Raw genomic sequence first — 16,539 nt, 5'->3', positions numbered from 1 at the left:
CAGGGAGTTGGGGCAGGTGCCCTGCGCCGGGGCGGGGCGCCGGCGGGTCAGACGAAGGGATTCTCGGTCGGCCGGTCGGCGTCGACGGCCGCCTCCAGCAGCTCGGGCAGGTCGCCCGGCTCGCAGGCGCGCTGGTCGATCCACCAGCCGGCGCGGGTGATCGTGCGGGCCTGGTCCTCGATCTGCTCCCACTGCGGCTCCGGCATGCCGGCATCGAGGACGAGGGCGGTGTAGGCGGCGGCGAGGACCTGGTGGCGGCAGCGAACCCCCCAGGCAACACCCTTGGCGGAGCCTTCCAGCGGCGGCATCCGGAACTGCTCGGACCAGGCCTCGGATTCGGCCTGTTCGGCGGCGCGCTTGGCTTCCAACCACTGCGCCTTGCCCGCTTCATCCTCGCTCTGGGCGGCGCGCCAGCAGTCGGTGCACTCCTGCTTCGCCAGCCACTCGGCGAAGCCGGCCCGGCGGTCGGCCGGACGGTCACCAAGATCCCTTGCCGATTCGTGCCCGCACTGGTGGGTGATCTGCCAGACCTTCTTCACAGCCATCTAAATTCTGTTCCTTGGTGATCGGGGGAGTGGACATCAGGCGTGCGCACCGGCCCGGTGGGTGGCGGCCCCCTGGGTGGTGGCCGGACGGTGCGGCGGGGTCGGTCAGCGGGCGCGGGCGAAGGCGATGCGCGGGTCGACCGCCGCGGGCGGCGGGCTCACGGCGACAGCGGGCGGCACGGTGGCGGGCGTCTTGAGCGCGGCCTCGTCGACGCGGAACTTGTGCGTGGTGAACGCCTGGCGGACCGCTACGCGGTGGGCGGCGACGTCCTCGGCGAGCTGGGGCTGCATGGCGACCTGGAAGTGACCGCGCCGCAGTCCCGTGACGGTGTGGGCCACCACGTCGAGGGACTCCTCCCGGGTGCCGGCCGGGGGGAGGTAGACGTCCAGGTCCCGGCGGTAGCGCCAGCCATCGGTGTCCAGGAAGATGCCCGGGTTGAAGGGCAGGTCGTCGTTGACAGCGGCGACGATGCCCAGGCTCGGGTGCTCGGCGATGGCGACATCCGGGCCGGCGTCCGGCGCGGGTATGCGCTGCGGCCCGGAGGGCTCCGGCGTGGCGCCGGTCTTCCGGGCTTGTGCCCGGTGCTTTCCAGTGGTGGTCTCGGGGGCCAGGGACATGTCGGTGTCGACGCGGTAGCCGGCACCGGTGAGGAGCTTGGCGGCCCAAGCGGCGCGCTCGGGGGCCTCGCGATGCTGGTCGGTGAGCGTGTACAGGCGCGGGTTGCCGGGCAGGTGCTGGAAGTCGAGGCGTTCCAGCATCCACTGGGCGGCTGGGTTCTGGGTGGGCAGGGAGGCGACGATGCCGTGGCTCGGGTGGTGGCCGATGGCGACGTCGGGAAGCTGGGTGGGGTCGGCGGCAGGCACGGGGGGCTCCGCTTCGCTGGTACGGACAAGGGCGGCCGAGGCCGTGAGGACGGCTTCCGGCGGAGCTGATGATGCGGAGAAGCGGGAGTTTGGCCCGGCCGGAATCTGCTGGTAGAGCGCATGTCAGCCGGGCCGGGCACCACGCATCCGGAAGCGCGCGCCGCAAGGTCGGGGAGCTGGCCGGGGAGGCGGCCGCTGCGGACGAGGACGGCTGGGACCCGCTCCTCGCTGTCCGGTGTGAGGCGCGAGTCGTCCGTGGTGGACCCCTGAGTTCAGGATTTCTGAAGTCATGCAGGTCATGCGGCCATGCGGAAGTCGGTGTCGTAGAGCGCCCGTTCGCGGCTATGGAGGAGGTGCTGGACGATGAAGGAGAGCGAGGCGACCTTCCACAGGCCCCGGCCGCGAGTGAGGGCAGCGATGGCCTGCGCTTCGACGCCGGTGAGGCCGAGCAGGGCCATGGCGGCGGGGATCTGGTCCGGTTCCTGGCGGTAGATGATCCTCGTGCTGCAGTCGGCCAGGAGGCCCTCGGCGAGAACCCGCCCGCGCGATCCGGCGTCGCCTGCGGACAGCAGGTCGGAAAGCCGGTGCAGGATCAGCAAGTTGGCGATGCCGAGGCCTCGCGAGAGCTTCCACTGCTGCTGCATCCGCTCCAACAAGCCGACATGGCGCATGATCCGCCACGCCTCGTCGTAGATCACCCACCGGCGGCCACCGGAAGGGTCTGCAAGGGCCGCCTCCATCCATGCCGAGGCGCAGGTCATCGCCAGGACGAGGGCGGTGTCGTCGCCGCTGCTGCCGAGACGCGACAGGTCGATGGAGAGCATCGGCGCGTTCGCGTCGAACGTCACGGTGGACGGCGCGTCGAACATCCCGCTGAGATCACCGTGGACCAGGCGACGCAGGGCGTGGGCGAGGTCGTCGGCGGCGTGGCCGAGGCTTCCGGCCTGGCCGCCGAGGGCGGCGTCGAGGCGCTCGGGACGGCCGAGGACGTGGGCGATGTCACCGAGCAGGGGCACCGTGTCGGCAGCGAGGGCGTCGGCGACGACCAGGTCGAGCGCGACGTCGAGGCCGGTGTGTTCCATCGGCAGCAAGTCCCGCTTGAGCACGGTGGCCGCGAGGCTGGCCAGCAGCAGGAGCCGGCGCTTGCGGACCTCGCTGCTCCAGTCCTCCTCGCTCACCCCCTCCGGGCGCTGCGGGGCGTCCAGCGGGTTCAGCCTGCCCGGGAGGCCGGGGCCCAGGGCGATGGTCTGGCCGCCAAGAGCCTCAGCCAGTCCCGACCACTCGCCCTTGGGATCGCTCGGCACGTAGATCTTGTACCCGTGGGCGATGGCACGGGTGGCGATGGACTTGGCCAGGGCGCTCTTGCCCATGCCGATGACGCCGCACAAGATGCCGTTCGGGTTCGTGAACCCTTCTATTCGGCCCGAGTTGTAGAGCGTGAAGGGGTCGTAGCAGAACGAGCCCTCGGCATGGAGGTCGCGGCCGACGAAGATCCCCTCGGCTCCGAGGCCGGCTTCCGCGAGGAACGGGTAGGCCCCGCCCGCGACGGCGGTGGTCAGGCGGTGCTTGGGCAGGCGGAGCTTGCCGCCGCGAGCGGAGGCCGGACCCGGGCGGCCGGCAGCCGGGAAGACGGGCCGGAGGTCCGCGTCGGGACCGACGTTCCGGGGGCGTTCGGCGGCGGGCTGCGCGTGGCGGGCCTTGGTACGGGCCTGGGCGAACTCGGCTCGGGCCGCGCGCTGTTGGGCGCGGGTGATCTTGCGCGGGACGAACAGGGGGCTGGCGGTGGCGCGGTTCCTGGGCATGATCACGGATTCCGGGGTGCAGGGTCAGCGGCGGACGAGGCCGGTGAACGGGGTGTGCAGGTCGGCAGGGGTGGTGCGGCGGCGCACCAGCTGCGCGGTCTCCTGGTGGCGGCGGCAGATGCTCAGCTCCGGCGCGCCCTCGGGAAGCCGGGCGCGGCAGGCTTCGGGGCCTGGGACCTCGCCGCTGCCGGGCCGGGGCGAGGCGTGGTAGGCGGCGTGGAGGTGGTCGGCGGCCTGCCACAGCCGGGTGCGCGCGGCCTTGAGGTGGTCGCCCTCGCCCGGCAGCAGCCGGAAGGTGCGCTGGGCGTGGGCATCAAGGAGGCCGTGCAGCGCGACCAGGTGCTCGTGGAGGGAATCGAGTTCGGCGCGGGAGGCGACCAGCGGGCCGGTGGGGATGTTGAGCGCGCGATGGAAGTCGATCGCGGCGGTCGCGTACGGGACGAAGTCCTGCGCGACGGGGGCGGTGGCCGGCATCAGGGGTGCTCTTTCGGGAGGCGGGAGGCTGGCATCAGGCGGCGAGGGCGAACGGCAGGGCGGAGGCGGTGAAGGCTTCGGCCTGTTGCCAGGTGAGCGGGCGCAGGTCGAGCTGGGCGCCCAGGGCGGCGGTCTCCACCACGGCGCAGGCGGAGCGCAGTTCGTCCTCGGTGTCGGCGGAGACGGTCAGCAGGCCGGTGAGGGCGACGTCGGCGTGGCCGGCGATCAGCTGGCGTTCGCGGTCCTGGATGTCCTGGTACTCCACGGAGTCGGCCTCGCTGGAGACCTGGCCCTTGCGGGCGCGCTCGGCGGAGTCGGCGATCACGCTGGCCTTCTTGCGGCGCACGTCGCGCAGCGCGGAGTCGAGGTCCTGCGGCTCGTAGGCGAGGGAGACGGTGCGGCGCACGCCGGAGGCGAACATGAGCTGGTGCAGGAAGCCGGGGTTGACCTGCGTCCTGGGCCAGTTCTCCACCCAGTAGGTGGTGTGGTGGGCGGAGTCGGTGGAGATGTGGTCGGCCTTCTCCACCACGACGACCGGGCCGGCGGCGGCCGGGTCGGCGGCCGGGCGGCCGTCCTCGGACCAGCGGTCCAGCGCCGCACGGGACTTCGGGTCGTAGGCCGTGCGGGCGACGGCCGCGATCTCGCCTGCGGACAGCCAGCCGGCCGGGGCGAGGCCGGCGGTGCGGGCGGACTGCTCGAACGCGGAGGTGAGCTGGGCCAGGACCGCGAAACCGCCGGTCAGGCCGCCTCCGGCCTGGTTGATCAGCCGCCGCGCGCCCTTGAAGTCCAAGGCCACGGCGACGTACGCCTCGTGCGGGGCGGCGGCCGGACCGGCGCCGCGGATCAGCTCCCCGTACAGCTCACCGGCGAGCGGGGCATCGGGGCGGCCGTGCTCCTCCCAGTACCGGCGCAGCGCGTCACCGGTGTCCGGGACGGTCCGCTCGATGACCTGGATTCGGGCGACCTGCCCGGTGCGGGCGAGCGCCGCCAGGGAGCGGCCCCACCCGCTGACGTTGGCGTTTTGGGTGCCGGGGTCCAGGAGGGCGTAGGCGCGAGAGGAGACCTTGACGATGGCGGTGAGGGTGCCGGTGTGGGGGTCGTGGACGGCGCCGTAGCGGCCATCGGGGGCGGTGACCACGTGCAGGCTGGCCGCGCTGCCGGGCAGGTGGAGCAGGCCCTCGCGGACCGGGCGGGAGGAGGGACGGGCGAGCCAGATCAGCTGGCCACGTAGGCGCCGCAGGCCGTAACGGGCGGCGACGGGTGCCCAGTCGGCGAGGGTGCGGCCTCGGTAGCGGATGAACACCAGGGCGGCGACACCCGCCCACAGGGGTATGAGCTGCAGGGCGCCGGTGATGCCGCGGGTGACGAGTACGGCGAGCAGCAGCAGGCCGGTGGCGGCGGTGGTGATCAGCTGCGGGGCGCTCAGACCGAGCAGCACACCTCGGCGGCTGCGGTGGGGGAACTTGACGGACGCAGGAGTGTCGGGCGTCGAGGAGGACATCGGGATTCCAGCGGGGTGAGCGTGCGGGCGGCGGGCGGGGGCGCGGCGCTCTTCTGGACGTCATCGCAGATGCTCCTTCCAGGGGCTCGGGGGCAGGACCCGGGGTGGGCGGCGCTCTGCCGCCCACCCCGGGCTACGGGGCTCCGATCAGGAACCGGGCTGGGTGGGCCGGTTCGGGAAGACGAACCGGACCGGCTCCGGAGCGGATGCTCCGGCAGGGGACGGTGCCGGGGCGGCCGGTCCTCCAGGCGCCGGTGCGGAGGCCCCGGGCGTGGGCAGGCTCGCGGCCGTGGGCACGGCAGTTCCGGACGGCGAGACCGTGCCCGCCGCGACAGCGTCCTGGAGGGGCGGTGCGGCCGGGGACTCCTGGCCGCCGCCGGACTGCGGCTGCCCGCCACCTGCGCCGGACGATGCCCGGGTGACCAGGGCCGGCAGGCCGGGCCTGGTAACCAGGGCGCGTCCGCGGTCGCCGGGCGCGCTCGGGTCCTCGCCGAAGCGGAACTTCGTCGGCTGCTGCGCGGGGCCGGCGTCGATGCCCTCCTTGCTGATCCGGCCGGTCGGGTCGATGCCGGAGGCGGCACCGCCAACGCCCTCGCCCATGCCCGGGACCTGGGCCGGGCCCTGCGGCGCCGGGACACCGGTGCCCATCTGCATGGCCAGAGAACCGGCGGTCTTCGCCGCCCCGGCCGCGACCGCCATGCCGGCCATGCCGGTGCGGTGCGTGTCGTCGTGGCCGCTGCCGTCCGTCGCCCAGTGGACGAACTTGTAGACGGCGTACGGGCACAGCAGCACCATCACCATGATCACGACACCCGCCATGGCGTCGGACAGGGCGGCCATGCCGTCCTTGGCGTCCGTCTTGCCGAGCGCGGAGACGCCGACGAGGAACACCACCGTCATCAGCAGCTTGGAGACGATCAGGGTGGCGGTGGCCTCGATCCAGCCGCGCCGCCACCGCTGGGCGACCTCCCAGCCGCCGCCGGCACCCGCGAACGCGGCGAGCACCACCAGGATCAGCACGCCGACCTTGCGGGCGACCATCACGCACCAGTAGAGGAACGCACCGATCGCGCTGCCGACCGCGACCAGGGCGGGGATCGCCCAGCCGAGGGCGAACATGGGGCCGAACTGGCTGATCTTGATCATGCGCCTGACCGCGTCGGCGACGCTGGTGTGCGCGGCTTGGAACAGCCCGGCCGACAAGGCGTCGACCACGGTGACCGCGACCGCCGTGAAGCTGATCGCACCGAAGGCGAACAGGACGCCGGTCATCGTGCCCCAGGCGGCCTTGGCCAGCGCCCGTTCGTCCCGCCGCCAGGCAGCCAGGACGAGCTGGGCGCAGAAGGTGCCCACGGTCAGGATCAGCCCGATCGGCAGGATCAGCTGGTAGTTGTCCCGGAACCACGGCGCCGACAGGTCGATGGCCGTGGTCTCGTCGACCGCCTTCGCGCACAGGTCGACGGCGCTGGCCGCCAGCTCGCCCATGCTCTTGGCGATCCACGCGCCGATGCCATCGGTGATCGACTTGCCCGGGTCGCTGACGAAGTTGATGCCGTCGACCACGTTGCAGACCTGGGCGACCATCGGGAGGTTGCAGATGTCCACGAGGAACTCCCCAGGTCAGGGCGCCACGGCCGGCAGCACACCGGCCAGAGCACACGGGCGGTCAGGACGGCACTGGACGGCGAGGGTGGCCGAACGGTCCTCGGAACCACCGGCCGGGGCGCCGTTCCAGGAGATCGACTGCTTCCCGGAGACGGTCACGGCGTAGACGTACGCCTGCGTGATCGCGCCCGGATCGGCCTGCAGCGCCTTGGTGAACCGGTCCGGGAAGTGCGCCTCGTCCGCGGTCGCGGTGGCGAACTGCCCGGAGTCGGCCATCCGTCCCCACAGCACCGGGGAGGGGACCAGGCGGTCGACCGAGTCGACGTCGAGGAACTGCCCCTCGTTGGTCAGCCACCGGTGGAGGGAGGCCACCAGCTCAGGCTGCGAGGAGGAGCGGGTGTCGTACGACCACAGCGCCACCGCCGCCGCCTTCGCGAACGCGATCGGATCGTGCGTCGAGGGCGGACCCGGCGCTATCTTCGGACGCCCACCCGGCATCGGCGAGGCCACCGGAGCGGAGGGCGCGGCCGAACCAGCAGCCGCAGCAGCCGGGTTGGCGGCCTCGCGCCCGTCCCGGGTGACGTAGGCCAGCACGCCGGCACAGGCGACGAGCACCACCAGGACCAGCGAGCCCAGCACCGCCCGGCGGCGGACCAGCATTCCGCCGGAGCCCCCTGCGCGAGGACTGGGGTTGAAGGAACGTTTCTGCATTACTTGACCTGGCTTCCGAGGGTCGAGAAGAAGGAGACGACCCCGTTAGCCGCGCCGAGCAGCAGCGCCGCGCCGGCCGAGACGAGGACGCCCTTCTTGCCGTTGGCCTCCGCCTGGTGCCCGCCCGAGTGATGGCCCCAGGCCCACACACCGGCGCTCACGGCCAGGGCGCCGACGACCGCGATGATCCCGAACAAATTCAGGCTGCCCATCACCTGCTTGAGGACCGAAAGACCAGGCAGGCCACCCTCGTTGGGGGTGATGCCGGGGTCGTAGGCGAGCTGAACGACTGCGTCCGCGAGATACAAGGGAAGCTCCAGAGCAATTCAGGGCGCGCGAAGGCAGCCCAAAGAAAGGGGGAGAGGAGAGAGGAAGACGAGGGCGCGGGTCAGACGACCCGGCGGACCGCGAGGATCTCCGGCCGCCACGAGGCTAGGGTCGAGATCTTGACCACGTCACCGGTCTTCGGCGCGTGCACGATCAGCCCGTTGCCGATGAACATCCCGACGTGCTCCGGCACGGCGGCGGTGCCGCGCGTGAACAGCAGGTCGCCCGGCTTGAGCGCGTCCGCCGAAGCGGCGGTGCCCTGCTTGACCTGGTCGTACGTGGTCCGCTCCAGCGAGACGCCAGCCGACCGATAGGCCATCTGCATCAGCGAGGAGCAGTCACACCTGCCCATCGGGTCCGCACCATGCGAGTTCGCGCAGCTGCCGCCCCACTGATAGGCGGTGCCGAGCTGGCCGAGCGCCCACCGGATCGCCGTCTGCACCGGCTGCGGTGCGTCGGCCGGGATCATGTAGCCGCCTGGCAGCGAGCCGGCCGGGATCGTGCCGAAGTCGCTGCCGTCACCGCCCGCCGTGGGCGTCCCGCATCCGCCACCCGCTGCCGGGCTGGCGCTCGCGCTGGCCGTTGGGGTCAGTGTCGGCGTCGGGTTCGGCGTAGGCGAGGTACCGGCGGCGGGGGCGAGCAGCGACGCGAGAGCCTTCTGGAGCGCCTCCGCCAGGGGCTGCCACTTGGCGTAGGCGTCGGGGAAGCCGGAGCGCTGCACCGCCTGGGCGGCCTGGGTGACGGTCATCGACTCCCAGCCGTTGACCTTCTGCAACGCCTCGTAGAACTTCGTCGAGGCGTACACCGGCTGCATGATCTGCTCCGGCGTGCCCCAGCCCTGGCTCGGTCGCTGCTGGAACAGGCCCAGCGAGTCCCGGTCGCCGCCGTTGACGTTGCGAAGTTCGCTCTCCTGTAAGGCTGTTGCCAGAGCGACGACCTGACCGCGCACAGGGATGTGCATCGCGACGCCGGTGGCCTGGATCGCCCTCGCGTTGGGGATCTGCTCGGACGGCTTGCTCAGCCCGGCCACGGCCGGCGCCGACAGCGGACTGGAGCCCTTGAGGATCGCCTCGACCTGCGCCGCCACCGCCGAGGAATCCACACCCTGTGAATTTCCGCCGGGAGGGCAGGAACTGGGTGCGGCGGCCGAGGCGTTGCCCGCGCCGACGATCGCCACGGGCAGGGCCAGCACCAGCGGACCGCACGCGACGACGCCGACGAGCGCGCCGACCGTCTTCTTCACGACGGCCCCAGGTCACCAGGCAGCGGCCGACCGGGTGGCGTAGGTGGATGAGGGCACGGGTGTGCCAGGGCATGCTGCATCGCAGCGGCTCCTTGGGGGTTCGTAGGAGAACGCGGTGCCGGCCTCTCGTGCGAAGAAGTCGCCGGCACCGCGCCGGTGGTGAAACCGCCCTCGTTCAGGGCGGGCCCGGGTCACGGGAGTTGGTAGCTCCAGGACGCCGGTCTCGGGTACGCGCGGCAGCCAGCCGCGCTCGTAATCTCAGCCGGAACACGACGGCGCTCCTCGGGATCGGGGGAAGGGGAGATGCTGCCCGCGTGGCTCCGCGAGCACAGGGCAGCACGGATCAACACTCGCCGGGCCAGGGCCGTTTGGCCTGCTGCCCGGTTGGCATGGCGAGACAGTAGACGCGAAAGTCGGCCGCACCAAACGACCCCCGACCAGGCCCGGCACCCCCGCTGCCAGCCGTTAGGTCCGGCTGCCGATCGCCGCTACCTTCCTCGGCATCCCCGCTCCCGGCGGCTGCCGCCGGGCGCCGCCCGGAGCGGGCCCAACCACGCCCCGAAGGAAAACCCGTGACCTACACGCTGCACCGAGGCGACGCCCTCACCGTGCTCAAGACCCTCCCCGACGAGTCCGTCAACGCCGTCATCACCGACCCGCCGTACAACAGCGGCGGCCGGACCAGCTCCGAGCGCACCAGCCGCGACGCCCGCGCCAAGTACGTGCAGACCGGCTCCGCCCACGACCTCCAGACCTTCCCCGGCGAGAACCGCGACCAGCGCTCCTACCGCTCCTGGCTCACCGAACTGCTCACCGAGGCGTACCGGGTGAGCACCGAGCATGCCGTCGCGATGGTCTTCTCCGACTGGAGGCAGGAACCCACCACGAGCGACGCGCTCCAGATGGCCGGCTGGACCTGGCAGGGCACCATCCCCTGGATCAAGCCCGCCAGCCGGCCCCGCAAGGGCGGCTTCAAGCAGAGCGCGGAGTTCATCACCTGGGGCGTCAAGGGCACCCTCGACAACAGCCGCGCCCTCTACCTGCCCGGCCACTTCATCGCTAGCCAGCCCCGCAAGGACCGCGTCCACATCACCCAGAAGCCGCTGGAGATCATGCAGCAGCTCGTCCAGATCTGCCCTGAAGGCGGGACTGTCCTCGACCCCTTCACCGGCAGCGGCTCCACCGGCGTCGCCGCCCTACGCGAAGGCCGGCGATTCGTCGGCGCCGAACTCTCGCCCCACTACGCCGACATCGCCGAACAGCGGCTGCGCGCCGAGCTGACCAAGGACGACCTCGTCCTCGCCGGACCGGAGGCGTGAGCATCAGAACCGCCACCAGGGCGCGCGGCCGAAGACGCGAAAGGGCGGCCGGAGCACCAGACTCCAGCCGCCCTTCCCGCCTCCTCAGGACTCCTCGACCGCACGCCGGATCAACGGCAACGCCTTCTTCATGTCCGCCGACGAGACGACCCGCACCTCCAGGTCACCCGTCCCCAGATGCCCGATGCCGCGCACGTCGCGGGTGAAGCCTTCCTCCAGCTCCACCGTGTCCGGGTCCAGCCGCAGGTACACCAGAAGCGCCCGGTGCGAGACGGAGGGCCGGAAGACCACCGACGCCACGTTCAGCAGCCGCTTGTAGGCGATGTAGTGCTTGAGCACTACCACCTCCAGCTCGCCCGCCTCGGTCAGTGCCTCGTCCAGCTCGCCGTACAGCTCCCGCAGGCACTCCGGCACTTCCACCTGCGAGGACCCCGCCAGCACCGCGACCACCTCCGGCTCGCCACCCGCCTCGTCGGCCGCACGGGCCGACACCGGCGCGGCACCCGTAGCGGAGAAACCCGGAACGGTCTCGACCAGCTGCAGCGTCAGCAGGTCCGGCCCGAAAACCCGGTAACGCACCAGGTCAACGCGGTGATCCCGCTGGTACAGCGAAGCAGCCGCCCGGTCATGGCGCGAGAACTCGCCCGCCACGCAGATCACCCGAGGCCGCTGCCACTGGACCGATTCCGCCACCTCGACGCCCAGCCGTCTGCGCACCAGCGCCTCGAACTCGTGCCGGTGCGCCAGCAGCCAGACAAGGTAGGACCCGGCCTGGGTGATCACCCCGGCATCGCGCCCACGCTTGAACTCGATGACCACCGGCACGCCGTCCCTCGTCCAGCCCCAGCGTGTCTATCCGCCCCTGATGCCACGGCCCCGTCGAGTACTCCGACGCCAGGAACCGCACCCCGAGCATCTCCTCCAGCGCCCCCTCGACCCGCCGCTGCAGCTCCCGCTCCCGCGCCACCGTCGAACCCCGCAGCTCGACATCCCGGCCATCGGCACCCCGCGGTCCCAGCCGATCTCGGCGGTCCGGAAGCGGCAGTACCACATCCGGGCGTCTCCCTCGTTGCGGTCGGTGATGTGCAGGCCGAAGCCGTCGTTGGTGGCGTGGGCGGTCGAGGCCGTCGCGAGGACGCTCGCGCCGCCGAGCGCCAGCGCGGCGCCGAGCCCGCCGGTGGACTTGAGGATGCTTCCTGCGGGTGGGGTGGTTCGCGGTCACCGTGACCTCCAGAAGGCGTGTGACGGCGGCCCGTCCGGACCGCCGGATGTTTGACGGTTCGGACGGTAGCCACCCGCCGCGGGGCACGGGACAGGGCCGGGCGCGGAGACTGATGCGTTTCCGGCGTTGGCCGGTCGCGGTGGCGTGTCGGCAGTGCCACTCGAGGTGTCGCCGGAGCGCCGCTGCCCCCGCGGCTGCCGCGCAGCAGGGTCGTCAGAGTACCGGTGTGGCGCCGAGAGGCTGACGGTCCGCCCGTTGCCGTTCCGGAGGAGGGCAGGACGGGAGAGCCGGTACGGTGGCGAGCACCGTGAGCAGCGAACGGGGACGGGCGAGTCCGCTGCTTTGATCGACAAGTCCCTGTACGTATATATGAGTTGGCGGCGGTTCTGTCCATTCCGGAGGCGGTTTCAGGTGCGGCCTTGTACGGTGGGCCCGCTGCCTGGCTTGTCAGGTCCGTGGGTTTCGCGTCGGCCGGGTTGGTGGGAGCGGTACGGGGAGAGGGACACGCACGCATGGGGCCGGTGAGGCTCCGAGGGGGAGAGATCGGGTGGGCGCCGGGCATGAAGTCTCCCGGGCCGGGACGGTACCTGCGGCTGTCGCCCAGGTCCGTGACGGGGCCGGGGTCGTGGTGGGGGCGGGCTTCCTGGTGGCTGAGGACCTGCTGGTCACGTGTGCCCACGTCCTGGTGAATGGCGGATGCGATCCCGGGGCGATGGTGGAACTGGTGTTCCCGCATGCACCTGGCGCGCCGGCGGTCGCGGGCCGGGTGCTGGAGGACGGATGGCGCGACCCGCAGGGCCAGGACATCGCCCTGGTGCGGCTGGAGCGCGCGGTGGGGGCGGCCCCGCTGTCCCTGGGGTCGGCTGCGGGCTGCCGCGGGCACCGGGTGCGCTCGTTCGGTTTCCCTCAGCAGGCTCCGCCGGGCGGTCACTTCGGGTTCGCCACGGCCGGTGGGCTGCTGCCGGCCGCCGACAGCGCCGGTGATCTGCTGCAGCTGACCGAGGCCAACGATCTGACCACCGGGTTCAGCGGCGGGCCGGTGCTGGATGAGGTGACCGGCCTGGTGGTGGGGATGGTGGCCGCGATCACCGCATCGGACGGCCACGACCGTGGGCGGGGCATCGTCTACGTCACTCCCGCATCGGCGCTGCGAGACGTCTGGCCCGCCCTGGCCGAGAGCGATGTGTCACCGTACCGGGGGCTGGAGCCCTTCACCGCGGAGCACGCCCGCTGGTTCAGGGGCCGCGAGGAAGCGGTGCGGCAGGTGCTGGCCGGCCTGGGCGGCGGGCGGCGGGCAGTGCTGCTGCTCGGGCCTTCCGGGTCGGGTAAGTCGTCCCTGGTACAGGCAGGCGTACTGCCGGCACTGGCTTCTGGCCGACTGCCCGGCAGTGACCGGTGGCGACCTGTAGTGGTCCGGCCAGGCCAGGATCTTCCCGCCGCGCTCGAACGGGCCGGTCTGCCCATGACTGCCGAGGAGGGCATCGGACCCGCCGTCACTCGCCTGCTCGCCGACGACCCGGCTCACGACCGTGTCGTCCTAATCATCGACCAGTTTGAAGAGCTCCTCGCCCACCTTGTCGCCGGACCGGAGTGTTCTGACCGAGGCGAGGACGCGCTCGCACAGATCACCGCGGCGATCGACTCCTCGGCCGCACTCAGCGTGGTGATCGTGATGCGCGACGACTTCTACTCCCGGCTGTCCGCGTTGGCCCCCCGTTTGCTGCAAGCCGCACTACCCGGGCTTCTCAACGTGCCTTCCGTCCTGACCCATGACGAACTGCAGGCGATCATTACCGGGCCCGCCTGCGACCTGGGCGCACGTTTCCAACCGGGGCTGGCCGAGCAGATCATCGCGGATGTCCTGGCCACCGACCCCAGCTCGGCTGCCGCCCTCCAGGTCCCAGTGACGGCACTGCCTCTCCTGGAGGTGGCACTCAGCCGACTGTGGGAACGTCGGCTCGACTACGACGGCCTCCTGACCCACGATGCCTACCGCCGCCTGGGCGGGGTCACCGGGGCTCTGGCCACCTGGTGCGACAGCGCACTCGCCGAACTGGACGAACACCAACGATCCATCGCGCAAAGGATTCTGACCGCGCTCGTCCGCCCGGCCAGCGACACGCGGCACATCCCCGCCGTGCGCCAGCAGGTTCCTCTCGCTGAGCTACGTGCTCTGGCCTCCGGAGCCGGCGCACCCGAAGACCCGCACGCCGTCGACAAGGTCCTGGCCGTACTCACCCGGCACCGCATCGTCACCACCGAAATGGTGCGTCTACCCGGGCAGGACGGTGTTTCCCCAGGAATCCCCGTGGCCGAGCTGATCCACGACGCCCTCATCCGCGACTGGGAAACGCTGCGCGGGTGGCTCGACCAGGACTCCCGGTTCTGTGACTGGCTCCACCGAGCCCGCGCCCAGCAGACCCGCTGGCAGGCATCCGGCCACCTCCAGGACCTGCCCGCCGGGACGACCCTCACCGAAGGCGTCGAGTGGGCCCGTCAGCGGCGCCTGCCCGCCGACCTCGACGCCTTCGTCACGGCTGGCCGACAACACCAGCGAGTAGCCATTCGGCGCAGCAGGCGGATCAACGTCATCCTGGCCAGCGTCCTCGCTCTCGTGCTGGTCGCCTCCGGGTTGTGGCAGTGGCAGACCGCTCTCGCCGAGCGGCAGGACACCCTTTCTCGCCAGCTCGCGGCACAGTCCGCCGCCATGTTCGACACCGACCCCGACCTCGCATCGCTCCTGGCCATCGCCGCCTATCGGACCAGTCCCACCGGCGAGGCGACCGCCGCTCTGGACGCCGCCGCAGACCGACCGCTGCGCCAGCGGTTGGTCGGCCACACCGGCCGGGTGCGCTCGGTGTCCTTCAGTCCTGATGGGCGCACGCTGGCCAGCGGCGCCGAGGATGGCAGGGTGCGGCTCTGGGACACGACCACCAACACCACCCGTGCCATCCTCACGGCCTCCAGCACCTTCACCGAGGCACCCCTCTCGGTGGCGTTCAGCCCTGACGGGCATACCCTGGCTGCCGCGACCTATGCCGGAGTCCGGTTGTGGGACATTGGAACCGGCACCATCCGCACCACCCTCACCGCCGGCGACAATCCCGTCCGGTCGGTGGCGTTCAGCCCCGACGGGAAGACCCTGGCCGCGGTGGAAACCTCGTCGGTACGGCTGTGGGACACAGGCGCCGGTACCTTCCGTACGCTCTTCTCCGACGACAAAACCTTCGACGGCATCGTGAGCTCGGTGTCCTTCAGCCCGGACGGCCTCACGCTGGCCACCGGCAGCGATTCTGGTCGCGTGCGGCTGTGGAACACCGCCACCGGTGCTATCCGAACCACCCTCACAGGCCATGACGAGTCGGCGGAGATAGTGGCGTTCAGTCCGGACGGGCGCACCCTGGCCGCCAGCAGCGGCACTGCCCAGATGGTTCGGCTGTGGGACACGGCTACCGGCCTGTCCTACGACACCCTCCCTGTGGACGGTGTGACATCCATGGCGTTCAGCCCCGACGGGCTCGCCCTGGCCGCCGTGAACCACAAAGGTGCGCTGCGGCTGTGGGAGAACCACACCGGGACCTCGCGCACCATCGCCGTCGGCCTTACCGACAGCATGGCAGTGTCCTTCAGCCCGGACGGCCGCACGCTGGCCACCGGCAGCGATTCCGTGGTGCGACTGTGGAACACCGCCACCGGCACCATCCGCACCACCATCACCGACACCTATACCCGGGACTTTGTGGTAATCAGCTCTGACGGCCGCACTCTGGCCAGCACGGACGTCAACGGCAACGTGCAGTTGCGGGACACGTCCACCGGTGCCATCCGCACCACCATCACCGACGTCGGCCGCGGCGCGAAAAATGTGTTGTTCAGCTCTGACGGCCGCACTCTGGCCAGCACGGACCTCAACGGCAACGTGCAGTTGCGGGACACGTCCACCGGTGCCATCCGCACCACCATCACCGACGTCGGCCGCGGCGTGGTGTTCAGCCCTGACGGCCGCACTCTGGCCAGCACGGACCTCAACGGCAACGTGCAGTTGCGGGACACGTCCACCGGTGCCGTCCGCACCACCCTGACCAGCCCCCACGATGTTTCCGGCCCGCTGGCCTACGCTCCAGACGGCCGCACCCTGGCCGCCGCTACCGACAACGGCACGGTGCGACTATGGGACACCACCACCAACACCATCCGCGCCACCCTCAGCAACTACGGGGGTATGGTCCGCGCGGTGGCGTTCAGCCCTGACGGCCGCACCCTGGCCGCCACAGGCGAGAACGGTACGGTGCGGCTGTGGGACACCGCGACCGGCGGGGTCCGTGCCACCCTCATTGACAAGGCTGGCACCGTCTACGCGCTGGCGTTCGGCCCTGACGGGCACACCCTGGCCACCGCCGCCGAGGACGGGAAGGTACGGCTGTGGGACCCCACCACCGGTGCCGTCCGTAGCACCTTCACTGGCAACCTCGGTCCCGTTTACGCGCTGGCGTTCGGCCCCGACGGACACACCCTGGCCACCGCCGGTGGCGACGGCAAGGTACGGCTGTGGGACGTCTTAGTGCCCGGACCGGACACAGCGATCACGAGGATCTGCCAGGCACTGCACCGCAACATCACACCCGAGGAGCAGGCGGCGTACCTTCCGGAATGGTCCACTCACTCCATCTGCCCGTCGTGACCCGCCGCGCTCACCCACTTAGAGGTCCTAACAAAGGCGTTGGACGTGCCGGTGGGTGATCAGGCAGGTGGCGAGGTCGAGGAAGGTCTCGTGGATGTCGTCGCGTCGTTCCCAGCGGATGCGCAGGCGGCGGAAGCCGTGGAGCCAGGCGGTTGGGTCGGCCGCGCGGCGAGGTACCTGCCCGTGGCAGGTCCTTTTCCGCGCGGCCTCCCGCCGAACCGGACATGACGGTTTCCCTGTCATCC

General features: G+C 71.5%; 11 protein-coding genes and 2 pseudogenes. 2 read left to right on the top strand and 11 right to left on the bottom strand.

Going from position 1 to position 16,539, the window contains the following annotated elements:
- Positions 1-47: 47 nt before the first annotated feature.
- The 9 genes from ACIRRH_RS39970 to ACIRRH_RS39930 form a co-directional block, all read right to left on the bottom strand.
- Positions 48-545, bottom strand: coding sequence for a hypothetical protein (locus ACIRRH_RS39970; RefSeq protein WP_403077736.1), 498 nt, complete (start codon positions 543-545; stop codon positions 48-50).
- Positions 546-650: 105 nt separating this feature from the next.
- Positions 651-1,409: a hypothetical protein gene (locus ACIRRH_RS39965; protein WP_403077734.1), complete on the bottom strand. Its 759-nt coding sequence runs from the start codon at positions 1,407-1,409 to the stop codon at positions 651-653.
- 296 nt (positions 1,410-1,705) lie between these two features.
- Positions 1,706-3,211, bottom strand: coding sequence for an ATP-binding protein (locus tag ACIRRH_RS39960; protein WP_403077732.1), 1,506 nt, complete (start codon positions 3,209-3,211; stop codon positions 1,706-1,708).
- 24 nt (positions 3,212-3,235) lie between these two features.
- Positions 3,236-3,685 carry a DUF6238 family protein gene (locus tag ACIRRH_RS39955; protein WP_403077730.1) on the bottom strand — a complete coding sequence of 150 codons (450 nt, stop codon included), beginning with the start codon at positions 3,683-3,685 and terminating at the stop codon, positions 3,236-3,238.
- 34 nt (positions 3,686-3,719) lie between these two features.
- Positions 3,720-5,186, bottom strand: a complete 1,467-nt coding sequence (locus ACIRRH_RS39950) for an SCO6880 family protein (RefSeq protein ID WP_403077728.1) — start codon at positions 5,184-5,186, stop codon at positions 3,720-3,722.
- Positions 5,187-5,333: 147 nt separating this feature from the next.
- The gene (locus ACIRRH_RS39945) at positions 5,334-6,791 is read right to left on the bottom strand and encodes an ATP-binding protein (protein ID WP_403077725.1); all 1,458 of its coding nucleotides are present in this window, start codon (positions 6,789-6,791) and stop codon (positions 5,334-5,336) included.
- Positions 6,792-6,806: 15 nt separating this feature from the next.
- Positions 6,807-7,451 carry a hypothetical protein gene (locus tag ACIRRH_RS39940; RefSeq protein ID WP_403077722.1) on the bottom strand — a complete coding sequence of 215 codons (645 nt, stop codon included), beginning with the start codon at positions 7,449-7,451 and terminating at the stop codon, positions 6,807-6,809.
- Between the two features lie 50 nt (positions 7,452-7,501).
- Entirely contained in the window at positions 7,502-7,810 is a 309-nt protein-coding gene (locus ACIRRH_RS39935; RefSeq protein ID WP_063346628.1) for a DUF6112 family protein, read from the bottom strand.
- Positions 7,811-7,890: 80 nt separating this feature from the next.
- Positions 7,891-9,072: a C40 family peptidase gene (locus ACIRRH_RS39930; RefSeq protein WP_403077719.1), complete on the bottom strand. Its 1,182-nt coding sequence runs from the start codon at positions 9,070-9,072 to the stop codon at positions 7,891-7,893.
- A gap of 572 nt (positions 9,073-9,644) precedes the next feature.
- Between ACIRRH_RS39930 and ACIRRH_RS39925 the strand changes: the two genes are divergently transcribed.
- Positions 9,645-10,391, top strand: coding sequence for a DNA-methyltransferase (locus tag ACIRRH_RS39925; protein ID WP_403077716.1), 747 nt, complete (start codon positions 9,645-9,647; stop codon positions 10,389-10,391).
- An 84-nt stretch (positions 10,392-10,475) separates the two neighbouring features.
- Here ACIRRH_RS39925 and ACIRRH_RS39920 read toward each other — a convergent pair.
- A pseudogene (locus tag ACIRRH_RS39920) lies at positions 10,476-11,307 on the bottom strand (hypothetical protein).
- An 853-nt stretch (positions 11,308-12,160) separates the two neighbouring features.
- Between ACIRRH_RS39920 and ACIRRH_RS39915 the strand changes: the two are divergent.
- Entirely contained in the window at positions 12,161-16,294 is a 4,134-nt protein-coding gene (locus ACIRRH_RS39915) for a trypsin-like peptidase domain-containing protein (protein ID WP_403077715.1), read from the top strand.
- A 27-nt stretch (positions 16,295-16,321) separates the two neighbouring features.
- Here ACIRRH_RS39915 and ACIRRH_RS39910 read toward each other — a convergent pair.
- Positions 16,322-16,539 (bottom strand): annotated as a pseudogene (locus ACIRRH_RS39910) (hypothetical protein); the annotation flags it as partial.

Source organism: Kitasatospora sp. NPDC101235 (assembly GCF_044767505.1).
GTDB lineage: Bacteria > Actinomycetota > Actinomycetes > Streptomycetales > Streptomycetaceae > Kitasatospora.
Note: the sequence above shows the minus strand (reverse complement) of the source record. Positions and strands in the feature narration are given on the sequence as shown.